This is a genomic window from Amycolatopsis taiwanensis DSM 45107, assembly GCF_000519205.1.
GTDB lineage: Bacteria > Actinomycetota > Actinomycetes > Mycobacteriales > Pseudonocardiaceae > Amycolatopsis_E > Amycolatopsis_E taiwanensis.
Window position 1 is genome coordinate 50,717 of sequence record NZ_JAFB01000036.1, and the last position, 15,096, is coordinate 65,812.

Genomic DNA, 15,096 nt, shown 5'->3' on the forward strand with positions numbered 1-15,096 from the left:
GGCTCCGCTCCCACCCTTGTCCGGGGACAAACCCCCAGGCCTGGACTGCGGCCTGGCTTGCCCTGATCGGGCCGGAGGACCAAAGTGGAGGGTGAGGCTGGATTCCCTGCGAAATGAGGGATGTGCCGTGAGCGACCGCGAAAGCACACTTTCTGATCTGTTGCACGAGACGCGAGTCTTCCCGCCGCCGGCCGGGCTGGCCGCGGGGGCGAACGTCACCGCGGAGGCGTTCGAGGCCGCCGGGAGAGACCGGCTCGCGTTCTGGGAACGTGCGGCCGAACGCCTGTCCTGGGCCGGCCGTTGGGAGCGGGTGCTGGACTGGCAACCGCCGTTCGCCCACTGGTTCCCGTCGGGCAAGCTGAACGTGGCCTACAACTGCCTGGACCGTCATGTCGAAGCGGGCCATGGCGAGCGTGTGGCGCTGCGGTGGGAAGGCGAGCCCGGCGACAGCCGGACGATTACCTACCGCGCCCTGTGTGACGAGGTGTGCCAGGCCGCGAACCTGCTGCTGGAACTCGGCGTGCGGGCCGGCGAGCGGGTCGCGATCTACCTGCCGATGATTCCCGAGGCGGTCGTCGCGATGCTGGCCTGTGCCCGGATCGGCGCGCCGCACACGGTGGTGTTCGGCGGGTTTTCCGCCGAGGCCCTGCGCACCCGCATCGAGGACTGCGACGCGCGGGTCGTGATCACCGCGGACGGCGGCTACCGGCGGGGCGCCGCCAGCCCGCTCAAGGCCAGTGTCGACGCCGCGGTGCGGGACTGCCCGGGCGTGCGGCACGTGCTGGTCGTGCGGCGCACCGGGCAGACCATCGACTGGGACGGCTCGCGCGATCTGTGGTGGCACGAGCAGGTCGGGCGGCAGAGCAGGGAGCACACCCCGGAGGCGTTCGAGTCGGATCATCCGCTGTTCATCCTCTACACCTCCGGCACGACCGGGAAACCGAAGGGCATCCTGCACACCACCGGTGGTTACCTGACCCTCGTGGCGTGGACGCACTGGGCGGTGTTCGACCTCAAACCCGAGACCGACGTCTACTGGTGCACGGCCGACATCGGGTGGGTCACCGGCCACTCCTACATCGTCTACGGGCCGCTGGCCAACGGTGCGAGCTCGATGATGTACGAGGGCACCCCCGACACGCCGCACAAGGGCCGCTGGTGGGAGCTGGTCGAGAAGAACCGGGTGTCGATCATCTACACCGCTCCGACCGCGATCCGCACCTGCATGAAGTGGGGCGACGAAATCCCGGAGCAGTTCGACCTGTCGTCGTTGCGCCTGCTGGGCAGCGTGGGCGAGCCCATCAACCCGGAGGCGTGGATGTGGTATCGCGAAAACATCGGCGGCGGCCGCTGCCCGATCGTGGACACCTGGTGGCAGACCGAGACGGGCGGGATCCTGATCTCGCCCCTGCCCGGCGTCCACACGTGCAAACCGGGCTCGGCGAGCCGGCCGCTGCCGGGCATCTCCGCCGAGATCTACGACGACGCCGGGCGCGTCCTGCCCCGCAAGGACGCCGCCGGATATCTCGTGCTGACCGAGCCGTGGCCGGGCATGATACGCACGATCTGGGGCGATGACGACCGCTATCGCGAGGTGTACTGGTCCCGGTTCCCGGGCGTGTATTTCGCCGGCGACGGGGCGAAATGGGACTCCGACGGCGACATCTGGCTGCTGGGCCGGGTGGACGACGTCATGAACATCTCCGGGCACCGGATCTCCACGATCGAGGTCGAATCGTCGCTGGTGTCCCATCCGGACGTGGCCGAGGCGGCCGTGGTCGGCTCGCCCGACCCCACCACGGGGCAGGCCATCGTGGCGTTCGTGATCCCGCGCGGCGCGGCCCGGACCGACGCCGAGGGCGAGCGGTTCGCGCGGGACCTGCGTGATCACGTCGCCAGCGAGATCGGGCCGATCGCCAAGCCGAAGCAGATTCTCGTCGTCGCCGAGCTGCCCAAGACCAGGTCCGGCAAGATCATGCGGCGGCTGCTGCGAGACGTGGCGTCCAACCGGGAACTCGGCGACGTGACCACCTTGACCGACAGCTCGGTGATGGACCTGATCAAGGAGAAACTGCCGACCGCCGCACGGGAGGGTTGAGCGACCCGGCCGCCCCCGACCACCGCAGGCGCCTTTTCACCCGGCGCCTGCGGTGCCCGCGACACATGACTTATCCTCAAACGCCATTTGCCCATCGCTGACGCGGCGTCGATTATCTATCTTTCCACGGTAGGCCCTCTTCAGTTCGGCGAAGAGGCTGCCATGACGACCCAGGCCGCGACCACCCTGCGACAAAGCACAGCTCGGTCGGTTGTCCGTCCAGTTTGGACTCCAGGCGAGATCGTGCGCGGATCATCGTCCGCGGTGAGGACGGGAGGACCAGGCATGACGGCTACTGGCGAGCCGGTTTCCGGCAGGGACGCGACGCGCACCGTCGATTCCGGCTTCGGCCAAACACAGCGGCGGCGAATCCTGGTTTCCGGCGCGATCGGCACGACCATCGAATGGTTCGATTTTCTGCTCTACGGCCTGATCGCCCCCGTCGTCTTCGAAACACTGTTCTTCCCGAAGGCCGACCCGCTGGTCAGCAGTGTCGCGGTGCTGGGCACGTTCGCGTTCGGATATCTGGCCCGGCCGTTGGGCGGGCTCATCTTCGGGCATTTCGGCGACCGTATCGGCCGCAAGCCGGTCATGTTCATCACGCTGGTCACGATGGGCACGTGCACCACCCTGATCGGCCTGTTGCCGACCTACGCCGCGATCGGTGCCGCCGCGCCGATCCTGCTCGCGATCCTCCGGTTCACCCAGGGCCTCGCGCTCGGCGGCGAGACGGTGGGCGCGGTGATCATGGCGACCGAGGGCGCGCCGCACGGTAAGCGCGGCGGGTACGCGGGGTTCGTTCAGGTCGGCGCGGCGCTCGGCTCGGTGTTCGCGGCGCTGGCCGCGGGGCTGGTGGCGGGCATGCCCGAGGGCGACCGCCTGGCGTGGGGCTGGCGGATCCCGTTCCTGGCCAGTGCGGTGCTGGTGCTGGTCGGCGTCTACGTGCGGGCCAAAATCGAAGAGTCGCCGGTGTTCAAGGCCGCGACGAGGCATGCTCCGCGGCGGGTACCGCTCGCCGCGGCGCTGCGCCAGGAACCGAGGGCATGCATCACGGTGTTCCTGTGCACGATCGCCGAAACGAGCATGCTGCAGCTGTTCACCGTTTACATCCTGGTCTATGGCAAGCAGGCCCTGGGCATCGATACGGCCGTGATGCTGCAGGGTGTGCTGATCGGCAACATCGTCGGTATCTTCGCGAACCCGCTGTTCGGCCGGCTCTCGGACTTCGTCGGCCGGCGGGTGATGCTGGGGTCGTCACTGGTCGTCGGGGTCCTTTATGTCCCGTTCGTGTTCTTCCCGTTGCTGCGGACCCACAACGAGGCGCTGATCATCCTCGCGATCGCGATCCCGCCGGCGATCATCCAGACGCCCCTGTTCTCCACCGAAGGCAGCTTCTACGCCGAGTTGTTCCGTGACGCCGGGCGCCGGTTCTCGGGGCTGGGCGTCAGCCGCCAGCTCGGCGGTGTGGTCGGCGGGTTCTTCCCGCTGATCGCGACGTCGCTGCTGGCGGCGTCCGGCTCGATCTGGCTGGTGATCGGTTACTACATCGTGATTTCCGCGATTTCCTTCACCGCGGTCCTCAGCGCCCGCGAAACCAACCGGGAAACCCTGGCGTAATCGTCGAGCCGGACCCCGCGAGTCCCCCGTTCCCGTCGCGCGTGTCCCACACTCCCGTCGCGCGTGTCCCACACTCCCGTCGTCCCGACGCGCACGGGAGGGTCCGCCAGGCGCACGCCGTTTTTCCCGGGCCTGGGCGGGTAACCCCTGAATCGTGCCGGAATTGCCCGATGTGGAGAGCTTCCGCCGCGTGTTCGCCTCGCACGCGGTTGGGCCGCCGGTCCGGCGTGTCGACGTGCTGGACACCGGGGTGCTCCGCGACGTCACCGCGGACAGGTTGTCGGAAGCGTTGGTCGGCCGGCGGTTCACCGAGCCGCGCCGGCGCGGCAAGTTGCTTCTCGCGCCGGCCGGCCCGCTGGCGGTGGTCCTGCATTTCGGAATGACCGGATCGCTGCACTGGGCCGGGCCGGGACAGGACGTCCACCGTCACGACCGGGTGGTGTTCGCCTTTCCCGACGGGGAGTTGCGCTACCGCGACATGCGCAAGCTGCAGGGCCTGCGGCTGGTCGAGGGGACCCGCGGCGTGGACGAGGTGCTGACCGGCGTCGGGCCGGACGCGACCGAGATGTCGCGCGACCGGCTCGGCGAACTGCTGGGCGGCCGGCGGCAGGTCAAGGCGACGTTGACGGACCAGTCGGTCATCGCCGGCATCGGCAACCTGCTGGCGGACGAGATCCTGTGGCGGGCAAGGATAAATCCCCGCACCTCAGGAGTCCACTTAGGACGAGACGACCTCGTCAGGCTCGATGCGGCCATGAGCAGCGTGCTCCGGCAGTCGATCGAGGCGGGCCGGGTGCCCACCGACAAGTCCTGGCTGACCGGGCGCCGCGACGAGCCGTCGGGGTCGTGCCCCCGGTGCGGCACCACACTCGTCCACGAGCGGGCCGGCGGGCGGGCCACCACGTGGTGCCCGCGGTGCCAGCCGCGCTGATCCGGTTCCCGGCGACGGCTACTGGGCAACCGCTTCACGGTCGTCCTCGCGCTCGGCGGGACGGCGAGAAACGCGTGAGGCACCGCACGTCTGGACCTTTAGGGAACCAGCAGGCCGGATGCCCCGTCGGAGCGCCGGATGAGATTTGACCAGACCAGCTGTCAGGCCCGCCGGTTGTTGCCATACTTGTCGCAAACGGTTGGTCCACGTGGTGGAGGTGAGTGGTGTGGATCCGCACCGGCTGCAGGACAAGGCCGATGCCCGGCGATTTCTCCATGAGATGGGCAAGCAACCGCAGACACCGCGGCACGTGGCAACTGCCGACGAGGTCAAGGCGCCGACCGGGGCGGGCTCGGCCGAGCTGATCGCCGAGGGCGACGACCGGATCGAGCTGGACCCGGCCGAGATCGCGGCGGCCGACGCGGAACTGGCCCGGCGGCATGACGAGCTGTCGGAGTTGCTGGCACAGGCCAAGGAGCTGGAGGCGCCGTTGCGGGACGGCAGCGGACCGGTGGCCACGCACCTGCGGCGGGCCTTCGGGCTGCGCGGTTCGGCGGACACGGGTGTCCAGGCCACCTTGCGCGACTACCTCGACGAGCTCGCCACGCTGCGCGAGGCCATCCGGCGGGCGGGGGCCGGCCACCAGGCCGCGGACGACGAGGCCCGCGACAGCCTGCGCGGATTCCACCGCGATGCCGGTTCTTGATTGGGGGGTCAAACCATGAGCGAAAAGCTTCCGTACAACACGCACCGCAAGCATCGTTACTACACGCAAGATCACCCGCTGACGGCGAAGCAGCAGCGGCGGGTTCGTCGGCTGCGCCGCATCCGGGCCAGCAACGCGCGCGACGAATCCTTCGGCAAGATCAACTGGGCGGCGTACGAGCACCAGCAGCTGTGGGACATGGTCCAGTCGTCCGACCCGGCCGCGATGGGGACGGCGGCGCACCGGTGGGCACAGCTCGCGGTCGGGGTCGACTCGGCGACCGGCGACGTGCACAAGACGGTGCAGAAGCTGCTGATGTCGTGGCGCGGTCCCTCGGCCGTACAGGCGGCGCAGTCGGCGTCGAAGCTGACCGCGTGGGGCGCCGGTGCGAGCGGGACCATACGGGACGTCGGCGAAGGGCTCGACTCCTACACCAGCGCCCTGCTGGAAGCCCGTAACAGCTTGCCGAAGCCGGTGTATTACTCGGACGTCGTGCACTTCCGCGAGGGATACGACGTGAAGGCGAGCAGCGGCCCGAGCGGCGCGATCCTGGCCGATCAGCTGCTCGACGACCACCTGCCGACCAAACGCGAGGCGAGTACCGCCAAGGCGGAGGCCGTGCGGGTGATGGAGCGGTACGAGGCGGCCAGCAAGCACGTGCACGACCGGCTGCCCCACTTCGCCGACGCGCCGGAAGCAACCGCGGGGGTCGGCGGTTCAGACCAAGATTCGGAAGGACCGCGCGGCCACGACAGCACGGTCGCGTCGTCGGTGCCCGTCGGCGGACCCGGCGCCGGAGCGCCGGGTGGCGTGTCGGCTTCCGGGTTCGGCGGAAATCCCGTGCTCAGCGATGGCCGCGGCGCACTGGCGGCCGGTTCGGTGACCGGTAGTGGCGCGCCTGCCGGGAGCGCGGGCGGTGCGGCCGCGGCCTCCGCACAGGGCTCCGGGGGAGCGGGCGCGGGTGCGCGTGGTGCGGGGCCCGGTGGCGGCATGGGCATGTACCCGCCCGGCGGGGGAGCGCACGGCGGCGAAGGCGCGGCCGAGCACCGTAACCGCTACGGCGACGAGTTCGGTGTCGACTTCCTCGACGATCTGCCGCCGGCCTACCCGCCGGTGTTCGGCGAGTGAGCAGAATCAGGAAGGAAGAGTCGTGGCTCGGCGTATGACCACAGTGGACGGTGTGGTGCTCTCGCACCAGGAGTACGACCTGTTGTGGGCGGATCTCCAGGCGGGGCCCCAGCCGTACCCGCTGGAAGTGCGGTCGCACGGTTACACCATGGCCGAACGCGACGAGCTCGGCGGGCATGTGTTCGAAACGCTGGCGCAAGGCGGGTTCGTCGACGAGCACGACGAAGTGGATCCGCGGCTGGACGAATTGCTCATGCTGCTCGCCGGGCCGGCGTTCTCGGTGGACGCCTTGGTGCTCGCCGAGGTGCCGTTGCGGGTGCTCGCCGCGGCGGGCGCCCGGGATGGCGTGCTGGCGGTGCTGGACGAGCGCGAGCTGGCGCTGCGACCCTGCCGGCCGCACGAGCTCGTCGATCTCGTGGCCGGGGTGATCGGGGATCGGCCGCCGGGTCCTGGGCAGTCGGTGCGGTTGCCCCGTGAGGTGTTCTCGGCGGCGATGAATGCCTTCGCCGGCAACGGTTTCCTGGGGTTCGAGCGCACACTGGCGGATGCCGGTGTCGCCGGCCGCGAAACCCGGGCGCTGGCCACGATCGTCGAGTCGCCGCGGGCGGCTTCCGGCCAGGCTGCCGCCAACCGGGCCGGGCGGAGGTCCCCGGTGGTGACCTGGTACGACACCGAAGCGGGGCGGTACGCGGCGATCGTCGAGGAGGTTGCCGGGACGCGGTGGGTGACGGTGACTCCGGCCGACGGCCGGTGGCTGGCGGGGCGCATCGGCGAGCTGCTCGATCGTCTCGCACCCGGCTGAGGAGATCACGGGAACGATCGGCACACGCCGCGCATCCTATTCGGCGTGATCATCGACAACGATATCTGGCGAAAGGGGAGATATGAGCACGCTGACTGCGGAGCAGATCGCGCAACACGCGTATAAGGCGGGGTTTCGTGGCCACGCGCTGACGACGGCGGTGGCGGTGGCGATGGCGGAGTCCGGCGGGAACACGCACGCGCACAACGGCCGCCCGCCGGACAACTCCTACGGCCTGTGGCAGGTCAACATGCTCGGCTCGATGGGGCCGGCCCGGCGTGAGCAGTTCCATCTCCATTCGAACAACGACCTGTTCAACGCCGACCACAACGCCAAGGCCGCCTACGCGATTTCCAGTCACGGCAAGAACTTCGGGCCGTGGTCGACCTATACCAACGGGGCGTACAAGAAGCACCTCGCGGCGGCGAAGAAGGCCTCCGAGAAGGTGACCGCGGAGCACCACAAGAAGGGCCAGCACGACCCCCACGGCAAGAACAACGCCCACGGCAAGAACACCGGCCACCCGAAGGGGAAGGGCAAGGACGGCTTCTCCGCGGACGCCCAGCAGTTCCACGCCTACACCAGCAAGACCGACCACATCGCGGGGGAGCTGCGGTCCGTGGGTTCCCGCACGGTCCACTCGGTCACCTCCATCGCGCACGACAGCTTCGGCCAGGTCGGCAAGGAAACCGGTTTCGCGTCGGCCCTGGGCGATTTCAGCCGGGCACTGGAAAAGCAGGTCATTGCGACCGGCAAGAACGCGCAGGCACTGGGCTCGGACGTGAAGAAGGCCGGTAACGCATACCGGGCGACCGATGACGACGCGCTCGTGGAGATCAAGAACGCCGACATCAAGAGCGTCCTGGGATAGGCGGGGAAAACACAATGGACACAGCACAACTCGCCACGCTGTTCGCCGGCGAGATGAAGACTCACCAGGAAAAGCTGGCGGGCAAGGCGGGCGAGGCGCAGACCGCCCAGAACGCGCTGGAATCGGCCGCCAGGGCCATCATGGAGCAGCACGACGTCCAGCGGAAGGCCGCCACGTCACTGCTGTCCCATTGGGACAGCAAGGCCTCGTCCGCGTTCGAGGGGAAGTCGGCGAAATTCGGCGACGAGCTCACCGTCACGGCCGAAGCGAGCGTGCGCGCGGCGAAGATCGTCTCCGAGGTCACCGACGCGCTGGCCGGACGGCACAATGCGACCGGCACTCTGATCGACGAGTTCGTCACGAAGGCGCAGAGTTTCCTCAAGAGCGGCTTCGCGCTGGCCGGACTGCAGGCGCCGGGCATGCTGCTCAGGGCACTGGGCGAGGTCACCGACCTGGCGGGGCAGTACCTCAAGGAGTCGGCCGGTCAGCTGAAGGACGCGCGCGCCGAAATGACGGACGCGGCCCACAAGCTCCGGGCGCTTGAAAAGGAACTGAACTCCGACGGCGTTGCCGATCCAGGGGCGGCCGCGCACAAACCGCTGCCGGGCAAGGGGAAAGAGCACGGCAAGGAGCACGCCAAGCATCCGGGCAAGGGCGGCACGAAGCCGAGCAATTCCAAGAAGGTGGACAAGATCCTCGCCGACGCCCGGAAGAACCTCGGCTACCACGAGGGGCCCAACAACCGGAACAAGTGGGGGCCGACGGGGCAGCCGTGGTGCTCGTACTTCGCCACCTCGATGTGGCGCGACGCCGGGGTGAACATTCCGAAATACGGCTTCACCGGGGACGTCTACAAGTGGGGCGAGCGCAATCACCTCGCCTACAACCGGCATGACCTGGCCAAGCAGGCGCGTCCCGGCGACGCGATCCTGTTCGGCACCGGCCCCAGCTGGGGCGGCAGCGAGCACATCGGCATCATCGAGAAGGTCGAGGGCAACAAGATCACCACGATCGAGGGCAACTCGAACGACCAGGTGATGCGGCACACCTACACGCTGCCCCGCGACGCGCACAGATTCTACGGAGGGGTGCATCCGAAGTGAGCATTACCGGAAATGCTCGCCGCGACGGGGTTTCCGTCGAGGTGCTGCCCGGGGGCGCCCTGCGTTCGCTGGAGCTGAGCCCCGACGCGGTTCGCGGTGGGGGCACGGCGCTCGCCCGCAACATCCTGGCTCTCGTGCGCGAGGCCGCCGCCGAGGCCAATCAGCGCGCCAAGAGCGCGGTCGCCGACCTTGGCGGCCTGCGCGAGGACGAACTCGCCGGGCTGGGGCTGACCCAGGAAGCGGGCCTGACCGAGACCGCGGAGAGCACGACGCCCGGCACCTGGAGGCTCTGATGGATTCCGACGAGCGCAGCATCGACGAGTTGATCGAGATCGCCGAGGAGATCCCCGATCGGCTGGGCCTCGCCGCCGGGATGCAGGACCTGCGCGGTAGCGCCCAGGGAGAGGGCGTGTCGGTGACCGTGGACGTCCAAGGCATGCTGGTCGATCTGGACATCACCGACAAGGGGCTCGCACTCGGCCCGCAGCGGCTGGCCGCCGAGATTTCCCGGCTCAGTACCGAAGCGGGTGGCAAGGTGTTGCGGGAGGGACTGCGGGCCGTCAAGGCGGGCACCACCCCGCAGATCGCCGCGGCGATCGCGGACTACCTCGGTATCGACGTGGAGGAGCCGGTTTCGCCGGTCGAGCCCGAGCAGCCGGCACGATCGGAGCAGCCGGCGCGGCCTGCGCGGCGGTCGTCCCGTCCGGACGAGGACGACGAATCCGAGGGCTTCGTGCTCAGGCCGGTGTGAGCCGCCCCGATCGTGGATCATCGCCGGTGACCGGGAGAACGGCGAAGCGCCGGATCAAGCGGGCGTGGTACGCGCTCGCCGTCCGGCGGGAATCACCAGCGGCGTTCCCGTTTCGGGATCGGTGATCACGCGACACCGCAGCCCGAAGATGTCCTCCACCAGTTGCGCGGTCAGGACGTCTTCGGGCGAGCCCGTCGCTACCACCCGCCCGTTGCGCATCGCGATCAGGTGAGTGGCGTACCGGGCGGCATGGTTGAGGTCGTGCAGGACCGCTACCAGCGTGCGCCCTCGCTCTTCGTGCAGCCGGGCGCACAGGTCGAGGATTTCCAGCTGGTGCGCGATGTCCAGGTAGGTGGTCGGCTCGTCCAGGAGCAGCAGCGGTGTCTCCTGGGCGAGGACCATGGCGATCCAGACCCGCTGGCGCTGGCCGCCCGACAGCTGGTCGACCGGGCGGTGGGCCAGATCCGAGACTCCGGTCGCCGCCATGGCGTCCGCGACTACGCGTTCGTCCACTTGGGACCATTGGCGCAGCAGGCTCTGATGCGGGTAGCGCCCGCGCGCGACGAGTTCGGCCACCGTGATGCCGTTGGGCGCGACCGACGACTGGGGGAGCAGGCCCAGGATCCGGGCGATCCGCCGGGCCGGGAGCGAGCCGATCGCGTGCCCGTCGAGCACGACCGTTCCGGCCACGGGTCTGAGGATCCGGGCCAGTGCACGTAGCAATGTGGACTTGCCGCAGGCGTTCGGTCCCACGATGACCGTGAAGGACTCGTCCGGGATGGCGACGGTGAGGTCTTCGGCGATGGTCCGCCGGTCGTAGGCGAGAGTGAGCGCGCTCGCGCTGAGCCGTGTCACGCGGCCGTTGTCCATGTTCTCCGTCCTCCGCAGGGTCATATCCGTCCCGCCCGGCGTTCGACCGCGAGCAGCCACACCAGGTAAGCGCCGCCGAGCAGGCCGGTCACCACGCCGACCGGCAGCTGGTGACCGGGTACCAGGTGGCCGCCCACCCAGTCCGCGATGACGAGCAGCGCGGCTCCCGTGCACAGCGACGGCAACAGGTTCGGCCCGGGCGAGCCGGTCATCCGCCGGGCCAGCTGCGGCGCGGCGAGCGCCACGAACGAGACCGGCCCCGCCGTCGCGGCGGCGAAGGAGACGAGCAGCACCGCCGAGAGCAGGAGGACGAGGCGCACCCGTTGGACCCGCACACCCAGGCCATACGCGGTGTCGTCGGCCAGTTCCAGCACCCGCAGGCCCCGCCCGCAGCCCAGTAGGACCACCGGGACGAGCGGCACCATCGCGACGATCAGCGGGAGTGTCTCCGGCCAGCCACGCCCGTCGAGGCTGCCGGTCAACCACAACACCGCTCGCGCGGCTTCCGTCAACTGGGACCGGGTCAGCAGGTAACCGTTGACCCCGGTCAGGACCGCGGCGACACCGATGCCGACCAGGATGAGGCGGTACCCGTGCACTCCGCGCCGCCAGGCCAGCAGGAAGATCGTGATCCCCGCGGCGAGGCCGCCGGCCGCGGCGCCGCCCGCGAGCACCGCGCTGTTGCCCCCGGCGGCGACCGTTGCCAACGCGCCCGTCGCCGCGCCCTGCGTGACACCGAGAAGGTCGGGACTGCCCAAGGGATTACGCACCAGCGCCTGGAAGACCGCGCCGGCCAGGGCGAGCGCGGCGCCGGTCAGCACGGCGGCGACCAGGCGGGGCAGCCGCAACTGTCCGACGATGAACTCGTCGGCCGGGGAACTGTTGCCGGTCAGGGCCTGCATCACCTCGGCGGGACTCACCGGGTAATCGCCGCTGCCCAGGCTCACGATCCCGGCGATCACGGTGACCAGCAGACAGCCCGCGCCGACCGCCAGTGCCCGCGGTCGGTAACGCAGCGAAAACCGGCCGGCACGCAGGCTTCTCATGAGGCCGACGCCTTCCCACGGTGGACCAGGTTCAGGAACAGCAGGCCGCCGAGCGCCGCCGTGACCACCCCGACCTGGAGTTCGCCCGGGCTGCCCAGCACTCGGCCCAGCACGTCCGCCCCGAGCAACAGCACCGGTGCGAGCAGCGCGCAGTAGGGCAGCAGCCAGCGCAGATCGGTACCGGCCAGGCGCCGGAGAAGGTGCGGCACCAGCAGGCCCACGAAGACGATCGGCCCGCAGGCCGCGGTGGCCGACCCGCACAGCAGCGTGATCGCAACGATCGAACCCGCGCGGATCAGGCCGGGTCGGCTGCCCAGCGCCCGGGCCGCGTCGTCGCCGAGGGCCACGACGTTGAGCGGCCGGGCGAGGGCGATGGCGAGCACGAGCCCGGTGGCGACGAACGGCAGCACCTTGAGCACGGTCGCGGGGTCGGCGTCGGCCAGCGTGCCGACGGTCCAGAATCGCAGGCGGTCGAGTGAAGCGTTGTCCAGCAACATGAGTGCGGTCACATACGAGTAGAGCGCGGCGTTGAGACCTGCCCCGGCGAGGGCCAGGCGGACCGGTGTCGCGGACCGCCCGCCGCCGACCGCGTAGATCAGGACCGCCACCGCGGCCGCGCCGATGAGCGCGAACCAGACGAACGCGCTGAAGGTCGCCACGCCGAGGAAGGCGGAGGCGGTGGCGACGGCCGCCGAGGCACCCGCGTTGATGCCCAGTACTCCAGGATCACCCAGTGGGTTGCGGGTCAGCGCCTGCATCAGTGCGCCGGCCGGGCCCAGGGCGGCTCCGGCGAGGAGTCCGAGCAGTGTGCGAGGCAGCCGTAGCTGGTGTACCACGGTGTAGACGGGGGAGTCGGGGTCGACCAGCCCGTGCCACACCTCGCCGGGCCAAAGCGGTCTCGCGCCGACGCCGATGCTGAGCACGACGAAAGCGGCGAGGATCGCCGCAGACGCGACGAGACCCGTTGCGCGCAGTGCGCGACGGGAGCGTGGCGACGGTCGCTGGGTCGCCGGTTTTCCTTGCTGCGGCGTCGTTTCCGCTGTCTTCTGTGACACGAACGGCTCCGGTCTTGCCGGGGGCGTTGTCTGCCCCCTGTGGACGAAGGTCTGGAACAGGCACTTGGACAAGTACGAAGCTTAGGCTAACCTAACCCACGCTTGTCTGTCAGCGCTTTGTCGCAAACGGTGCCGATCACATGAGAGAAGGTCGAAGCCTCATGCCGCAGTCCGGACTCCTCACCGCGGGGATCTCCCGCCGTCGCCTGCTCGCCGTGGGAGGCACCGCGGCACTGGGGACGCTGCTCGCCGCCTGTGGAAACGGCAGCAGTGGTTCGGCACCGGAGCCGGCGGCCGGGGGCTCGGGCCCGTGGTCGTTCACCGACGACCGGGGCACCCCGGTCACCGCCAGGACCACCCCGGCCCGCGTGGTCGCCTTCACCGGCACCGCGGCCGCGCTCGTCGACTTCGGCCTCGGCGACCGGATCGTCGGAGTCTTCGGCGAAACCACGCTCGGCGACGGAAAGCCGGCGAAGCAGGCCGGGGACCTAGACCTCGGCAAGGTCACCGTCATCGGCAACGTCTACGGCGAATTCAGTGTCGAGAAATACGCGGCATTGCGTCCAGACCTGCTGGTCACGCACATGTACGAACCGGGCGAACTGTGGTACGTGCCGAAGGAGAGCGGGGACAAGATCCGCCAACTGGCCCCCACGGTCGCCATCAATGTGGCCCGGGTACCGCTGACCACCCCGATCGAACGCTACGCGGAATTCGCGCGGTCCCTGGGCGCGGATTTGAACGCCAAGCCGGTCGTCGACGCGAAGGCACGGTTCGACGCGGCTTCCGCTCGCCTGCGCCAGGCGGCCAAGGCGAGCGGCGGACTGACCGTGATGGCGGCCTCGGGCAGCCCGGACACGTTCTACGTGTCCAACCCGGCCTCCGCCGCCGACCTGACCTGTTTCGCCGAGCTCGGCGTCAATCTCGTGACCCCGGAAAAGACCGACAGCGGCGGCTACTTCGAAAGCCTCAGCTGGGAAAACGCCGACAGATACCACGCCGACCTGATCCTGCTCGACGACCGCGGCACCTCGCTTCAGCCACCCGACCTCGCGGCCAAGCCCACCTGGGCGGCGCTGCCCGCGGTCCGGGCCAACCAGGTCACCGCGTGGGACGCGGTCCCCCGGTTCTCCTACGCGGGTGCGGCGCCCCTGCTGGAAAACCTGGCCAAGGCCATCGAAAGCGCACGGAAGGTGTGATCTGGTGATGAGCTCAGACGCGACCGCCGCCACTGTCGTCGCCGAGGAGTTCCGGTTCTTCGCCGTGTACGTGGTACGCGCCGAACGGCTCGGGCCGAGCATGGTCCGGGTCACCTTCGGCGGCGAGCAGTTGCGGGATTTCGCCGGAGGCGGCCGTGACCAGAGTCTGTCGCTGTTCCTGCCGCACCCGGGACAACGTGAGCCGGTCGTGCCCACCAGCTCGGGGAACGGGTGGTACGCCCACTGGCGCCAACTGCCCGTGGACGTGCGGGCAGTCATGCGCTCGTATACCGCCCGCGCGCACCGGCCGGAGCAGGGGGAGGTCGATGTCGACTTTGTGTTGCACGGCGTGGGGACGGCCCTCGGCGCCGCCGGACCGGCTTCGGTCTGGGCCGCCCGAGCCCGCCCCGGCGACCGGGCCGTCCTGCTCGGCCCGGCGGTCGAGGACAACAGGGGTGTCGGGTTCCGTCCGCCCGGCGATGCCGACTGGGTGCTGGTCGCGGGCGACGAGACCGCGCTGCCCGCGGTTGGCGGCATCCTCGCCTGGCTGCCTCCCGGTCTTCACGTGCGCGTCCTGATCGAGGTTCCGCATGCCCGCGACATCCAGGACCTGCCCACGGTGGCTGATGTCCAGGCCACCTGGCTGGTCCGCGCGGGCGCCCGTGGCGCCGGCTCCAGCCATTTGGTGGCGACGCTGTGCGCGGCCGAGTTTCCCGCCGGAAAACCGTATGCGTGGATCGCGGGAGAGTCGGGTCTGGTCAAGACGCTGCGGCGGCATCTCGTCCGAGACCGGGGCTGGCCCCGCCAGAACGTGAGATTCGCCGGATACTGGCGCCGTGGAGCGTCCGAAGAGGACATTCGCGCGTAGACGAAGTCTGCCCGAAAACCGATCCGTCCGGCCCTGCAGTTCGCCGGTACC

Annotated in this window: 15 protein-coding genes; 12 read left to right on the forward strand and 3 right to left on the reverse strand. The window is 69.7% G+C overall.

What is annotated here, in order from left to right:
- The first annotated feature begins 127 nt into the window (after positions 1–127).
- The 10 genes from acs to A3CU_RS46710 all read left to right on the forward strand — a co-directional run bounded on the left by acs (position 128) and on the right by A3CU_RS46710 (position 10,007).
- On the forward strand, positions 128–2,098 hold the full coding sequence (acs, locus tag A3CU_RS0126580; protein WP_027944869.1) for an acetate--CoA ligase: 1,971 nt from the start codon (positions 128–130) through the stop codon (positions 2,096–2,098).
- 285 nt (positions 2,099–2,383) lie between these two features.
- Complete coding sequence (locus A3CU_RS0126585) at positions 2,384–3,715, forward strand: MFS transporter (RefSeq protein WP_027944870.1); 1,332 nt, start codon at positions 2,384–2,386, stop codon at positions 3,713–3,715.
- Positions 3,716–3,869: 154 nt separating this feature from the next.
- A complete protein-coding gene (locus tag A3CU_RS0126590) occupies positions 3,870–4,646 on the forward strand; it encodes an Fpg/Nei family DNA glycosylase (protein WP_027944871.1) in 777 nt (258 codons plus the stop codon).
- A 226-nt stretch (positions 4,647–4,872) separates the two neighbouring features.
- Positions 4,873–5,352, forward strand: coding sequence for a hypothetical protein (locus tag A3CU_RS0126595; protein ID WP_027944872.1), 480 nt, complete (start codon positions 4,873–4,875; stop codon positions 5,350–5,352).
- A gap of 15 nt (positions 5,353–5,367) precedes the next feature.
- Complete coding sequence (locus tag A3CU_RS0126600; RefSeq protein WP_027944873.1) at positions 5,368–6,480, forward strand: WXG100 family type VII secretion target; 1,113 nt, start codon at positions 5,368–5,370, stop codon at positions 6,478–6,480.
- 22 nt (positions 6,481–6,502) lie between these two features.
- Positions 6,503–7,282: an ESX secretion-associated protein EspG gene (locus A3CU_RS0126605; RefSeq protein WP_027944874.1), complete on the forward strand. Its 780-nt coding sequence runs from the start codon at positions 6,503–6,505 to the stop codon at positions 7,280–7,282.
- Between the two features lie 82 nt (positions 7,283–7,364).
- Entirely contained in the window at positions 7,365–8,153 is a 789-nt protein-coding gene (locus tag A3CU_RS0126610; protein WP_027944875.1) for a transglycosylase SLT domain-containing protein, read from the forward strand.
- Between the two features lie 14 nt (positions 8,154–8,167).
- Positions 8,168–9,256: a CHAP domain-containing protein gene (locus tag A3CU_RS0126615; protein ID WP_027944876.1), complete on the forward strand. Its 1,089-nt coding sequence runs from the start codon at positions 8,168–8,170 to the stop codon at positions 9,254–9,256.
- Positions 9,253–9,549 (forward strand): YbaB/EbfC family nucleoid-associated protein, encoded by a 297-nt coding sequence (locus A3CU_RS0126620; protein WP_027944877.1) that lies wholly within the window; start codon positions 9,253–9,255, stop codon positions 9,547–9,549. Before A3CU_RS0126615 ends, A3CU_RS0126620 begins: the two co-directional genes overlap by 4 nt.
- On the forward strand, positions 9,549–10,007 hold the full coding sequence (locus tag A3CU_RS46710; protein ID WP_052372211.1) for a hypothetical protein: 459 nt from the start codon (positions 9,549–9,551) through the stop codon (positions 10,005–10,007). Before A3CU_RS0126620 ends, A3CU_RS46710 begins: the two co-directional genes overlap by 1 nt.
- 54 nt (positions 10,008–10,061) lie before the next feature.
- Here A3CU_RS46710 and A3CU_RS0126630 read toward each other — a convergent pair whose 3' ends face one another.
- Genes A3CU_RS0126630 through A3CU_RS0126640 form a run of 3 tightly spaced genes read right to left on the reverse strand, consistent with a single transcriptional unit; the run spans position 10,062 to position 12,978 of the window.
- Positions 10,062–10,877, reverse strand: coding sequence for an ABC transporter ATP-binding protein (locus A3CU_RS0126630; protein ID WP_027944878.1), 816 nt, complete (start codon positions 10,875–10,877; stop codon positions 10,062–10,064).
- 20 nt (positions 10,878–10,897) lie between these two features.
- Entirely contained in the window at positions 10,898–11,923 is a 1,026-nt protein-coding gene (locus A3CU_RS0126635; RefSeq protein WP_027944879.1) for a FecCD family ABC transporter permease, read from the reverse strand.
- Positions 11,920–12,978, reverse strand: coding sequence for a FecCD family ABC transporter permease (locus A3CU_RS0126640; protein ID WP_063628891.1), 1,059 nt, complete (start codon positions 12,976–12,978; stop codon positions 11,920–11,922). The genes A3CU_RS0126635 and A3CU_RS0126640 overlap by 4 nt, the downstream gene beginning before the upstream one ends.
- Before the next feature lie 161 nt (positions 12,979–13,139).
- On the opposite strand from A3CU_RS0126640, the gene A3CU_RS0126645 reads away from it, so the two are divergent.
- Together A3CU_RS0126645 and A3CU_RS0126650 are read left to right on the forward strand one after the other, a co-directional pair.
- Entirely contained in the window at positions 13,140–14,177 is a 1,038-nt protein-coding gene (locus A3CU_RS0126645; protein WP_027944881.1) for an ABC transporter substrate-binding protein, read from the forward strand.
- A 7-nt stretch (positions 14,178–14,184) separates the two neighbouring features.
- A complete protein-coding gene (locus A3CU_RS0126650) occupies positions 14,185–15,045 on the forward strand; it encodes a siderophore-interacting protein (RefSeq protein ID WP_027944882.1) in 861 nt (286 codons plus the stop codon).
- The last annotated feature ends 51 nt before the right edge of the window (positions 15,046–15,096 follow it).